The sequence below is a fragment of the Subtercola boreus genome (genome assembly GCF_003399635.1).
GTDB lineage: Bacteria > Actinomycetota > Actinomycetes > Actinomycetales > Microbacteriaceae > Subtercola > Subtercola boreus_B.
On record NZ_NBXB01000087.1, the window covers coordinates 1 to 3,384 of the forward strand.

Sequence of the window (3,384 nt, forward strand, 5' to 3'; positions counted from 1 at the left end):
AACAGCGCCGTGTCGACCTCCCCGCCCTGCTCGGAGACCAAGCACAGTAGCTGTGCACGAAGCCATGAGACTCACCGTCCACGAAGTGACGAGATCCAGTGTCCACGATGTCGCGAGATAACACACCAGATGTCCGGACTACCGCTACCCACAACCGCTACTCGCCAGTCATCTCGGAACTCTCGGGGATAAGGCTTAGGCACAACAACATCCTTCCAGCCCACCCTCCCAGGGCAAGCCAAGATGTCACCTATCCGTGCAGCAGACCCGGCCTCAGCCCACCAGGCAGCCACAAGATCAGCAAGAGGTTTCGCGCACGGCATGGCTCAGCAGCTCGGCCCCGGTCAAGCGTCTTTCTTCGCGCATCGATCAGTTGTGGTGTCCAATCTGTCTCGTAACCGACATGTCTCGAATCCCATGATTGGTCTCAAGGGGTCGAGGCACTTCGGCTATGAGGGGGGTCGATGGACCGCCGAAGCCGCGGACGGAATACCAGACAGATTCTCGTCAGAGGTCTGTCGGTCACGATCCTTGGGGAAGCCGATCAGGTGTAGCTCGGGGTCCAGATGCTCCCACTGCCAGGTGCGCTCTGCATCGCGGGCCGGGTTCCCGCGGAGGATGCCAACGGCTTTCGCTGCGTAGTCCGCCGCGTGCGAGGAGTGGTCGAACATGTGAGCCACTGCAACCGCTTGACCGGCTGACCGTGCCGCAGCTACCGCTGCCGGCTTTCCCGCTTGTGCAGCATCCCGTGCTGCCGCGTGAGCTGCGAATGCTGCGGTGCGGCACGCCGTCATAGTCATCTCGCCGCACACCCATGCGCGCAGCGCGTCGATTGCGGCGCGAGGTCGGTCATCGCCTGCTCGCAATTCCTCGAAAATCGGCAAAGCGCGCTCAGCGCAGGCTGCCGACCATTCTGCGATCGCGTGGTGGATCGGTAGCGCGGGATTGGCCCACTTTTCTTTCGGTTCTTCACTCACCCCTTGATCGTCTCAGGAACCGCCGCCGAAAAGATCAGTCGATGGCCGGTTGTGCCAGCTGGCCACGCGCGCACGTAATGTGTGATGACACCCTCTACCAAACCGATCACAGCCTCGAAGCTTAGCGAACCTCATCGAGGCCCCTTTGGGACCGTTTCCAATGAAGCTATGCGAGTATATCCTCACGACGAATTATGAGTGCTGGTTTGTTCCCGGCGATTGGCCCTCAACCGTTCTCGCTATGCGAAGTGTTACCTGTTAGCGGACTCCGATGTGGTCACCATGGCGTTTTGTACCGTTGCGGAGTCCACATATTGTTCGAATCGGACGATTTGGCCGCCACGGACTACAAAGGTATGCGCGACGCGCGCCTCTAGAGGAAATCCAGTCGCCTTGTTGCGTGCGGAATATCGGCCAAGGACGACAACGCGTTCCCCATCGACAATGTATGTGTCGTCGTGAGTAATCCAGTCGTCCCACACGTCACCCAGTGCCTCGAAGACCCCTTCGATCACGGCATCAGGGCGTCGATAGGTTCCACCTAACGGGAATCCTGCCGTCTCCGTCCACTCGATATCGTTGGCGACTGTTTGGCGCCATGCTTCCAGATCACCCGCGGCCGAGGCGATGTACTGCCGGCGCACAACTGTGGCGGGGTCTGCGCTCATGTCCACACCGGCAGTAATCGACATGTACTTAGAACATTCCGTTGTCGTTTGCGGATTTCTCCGGGATGTCCTGAATGACGTCCCAATGCTCGACGACTTTGCCGTCTTCGAGGCGGAAGAAGTCGGCCAGGGCGCGGCCAGGCTTTCCGGGCTCAAGAACGAGATGCGAATGCGTAACCACCTGGTCCCCCTCGGCAATCACGCGCTTGATTTCGAGTTGTAGGTTCGGGTATTCACCGCGAAGCCACTTCACGAACCCAATGAACGCCTCTGGGCCGTCCTGGGCATCCGGGTTGTGCTGGGTGTAGCGGTCCCCGAAGTGGTCGGCGACGGCCTTCTCTGGGTCACCAGCGAAGGCCGTCTTGTAGTAGTCAACAACAACGCTTTTGTTCTGTTCAAGGTCCGACATGTCTGCTCCAATGTGAGTGGGTGTTAGCACTTCACGGTACCGTCCTAGCTTTCTTCTGCACAGTACCCACTTCAAAGTAAGCTTTCGGGATGACACCTCAATCTGCAGCCGAAGTTCACTTTGACGCACATTCTTACAATGTTTACGACCCGGCCTGCCCCTCTCGCGCCGTGCTGGAACATGTCACCAGCAGGTGGGGTGTGCTCGTTCTGGCCGCTCTGCGGGAGGGGACATTTCGTTTCAGCGCATTGCGGCGACGAGTAAGCGGGGTCAGCGAGAAAATGCTTTCACAGACCCTCCGCAGCCTCGAATCCGATGGCTTCGTAGCTCGTAGAGATCACCGATCTGTTCCCCCGCACGTGGACTATACCCTCACCCCTACCGGCGAGGAGATCGCAACTCTTGTGAGCCAACTCGTCGACTGGGTCGAAAATCACGTCCCAGCGCCACAAACCTATACAGCACCTCGGGACTGATTTGGCCTGGGTTTTAGTTCCGTGGTGGCGATGGCGGTTATCTCGATCGCTGCGACGAGACGAAACAGGGAAAGTCTTCTGACGCCTCTGTGGGTGGGTCATGGCAGTACCTCTGGGACTGGGACCAGCGCCGCTATTCGATGGCGCCTGAGGTTGCCGCGCTGCTCCGAGAGCAAGGGGCATGACTCATGATGCTTGCCACGCCCCGCAGTTGGAAACGGATCGCTGGCCGACGCGCCGCAGGGTTGCACTCGCCTAGCCGGTGGCGCACGACAGCGTCTCGCATCCCTAGGGAGCTCGGCGCGACCCCGTCGACCGGGACCGTCGGCGACAGCTACGACAATGCCCTCGCTGAGGCCGTCAACGCGCTCTATAAGACCGAGCTGATCCGCCAGCGCGGGCCCTGGCGCACCGTCGAGCAAGTCGAACTCGCGACGCTGGAATGGTGAGGCTGACCCCGTTTCCCGGACAGGTGGTTGGTTGGTCAGGCTGCCAGTGTGAGCTGGCGGCGTTCGTACGCTAATGGACTGAGGTAGCCGATGCCGGAGTGGCGTCGGCGGGCGTTGTACCAGCCGTCGATCCATGTGTAGGCGCCACGTCGTGCGGCGTCGGTCGTGGCGAACACGTGCCGGTGGTAGTACTCGTTCTTGAACACGGACCAGAACGATTCCGCGGCCGCGTTGTCCCAACACACCCCCGTGCGACCCATCGACCGCAGCACCCCGATTTCGGTCGCGGCTTTCGCGAGCTGACCGCTGGTGTACTGGGTGCCCCTGTCCGCATGGAACACGACCTTCCGTGGCAGGTGCCCGCGGAGACCGACGGCTTGCCGGAGCGCGTCCTCGACGAGGTCA

Annotated in this window: 5 protein-coding genes and 1 pseudogene; 2 read left to right on the forward strand and 4 right to left on the reverse strand. The window is 60.6% G+C overall.

Going from position 1 to position 3,384, the window contains the following annotated elements:
• Positions 1-449 precede the first annotated feature (449 nt).
• The 3 genes from B7R22_RS18960 to B7R22_RS18585 all read right to left on the reverse strand — a co-directional run bounded on the left by B7R22_RS18960 (position 450) and on the right by B7R22_RS18585 (position 2,054).
• Entirely contained in the window at positions 450-977 is a 528-nt protein-coding gene (locus B7R22_RS18960) for a putative immunity protein (RefSeq protein WP_147305475.1), read from the reverse strand.
• A 251-nt stretch (positions 978-1,228) separates the two neighbouring features.
• The gene (locus B7R22_RS18580; protein ID WP_116413164.1) at positions 1,229-1,669 is read right to left on the reverse strand and encodes a nuclear transport factor 2 family protein; all 441 of its coding nucleotides are present in this window, start codon (positions 1,667-1,669) and stop codon (positions 1,229-1,231) included.
• A 4-nt stretch (positions 1,670-1,673) separates the two neighbouring features.
• Positions 1,674-2,054, reverse strand: coding sequence for a nuclear transport factor 2 family protein (locus tag B7R22_RS18585; RefSeq protein ID WP_116413165.1), 381 nt, complete (start codon positions 2,052-2,054; stop codon positions 1,674-1,676).
• 89 nt (positions 2,055-2,143) lie between these two features.
• On the opposite strand from B7R22_RS18585, the gene B7R22_RS18590 reads away from it, so the two are divergent.
• Positions 2,144-2,530, forward strand: coding sequence for a winged helix-turn-helix transcriptional regulator (locus B7R22_RS18590; RefSeq protein ID WP_116413166.1), 387 nt, complete (start codon positions 2,144-2,146; stop codon positions 2,528-2,530).
• A 293-nt stretch (positions 2,531-2,823) separates the two neighbouring features.
• A pseudogene (locus B7R22_RS18595) lies at positions 2,824-2,976 on the forward strand (IS3 family transposase); the annotation flags it as partial.
• A 38-nt stretch (positions 2,977-3,014) separates the two neighbouring features.
• Here the strand turns inward: B7R22_RS18595 and B7R22_RS18600 are convergent.
• A partial coding sequence (locus B7R22_RS18600; RefSeq protein WP_147305476.1) for an integrase core domain-containing protein occupies positions 3,015-3,384 on the reverse strand: 370 nt, incomplete at its 5' end.

Bases quoted from the DNA above. Each gene is read 5' to 3' on its own strand.
- B7R22_RS18580 (WP_116413164.1), bottom strand. From the start codon at position 1,669: ATGTCGATTACTGCCGGTGTGGACATGAGCGCAGACCCCGCCACAGTT.
- B7R22_RS18585 (WP_116413165.1), bottom strand. From the start codon at position 2,054: ATGTCGGACCTTGAACAGAACAAAAGCGTTGTTGTTGACTACTACAAG.
- B7R22_RS18590 (WP_116413166.1), top strand. From the start codon at position 2,144: ATGACACCTCAATCTGCAGCCGAAGTTCACTTTGACGCACATTCTTAC.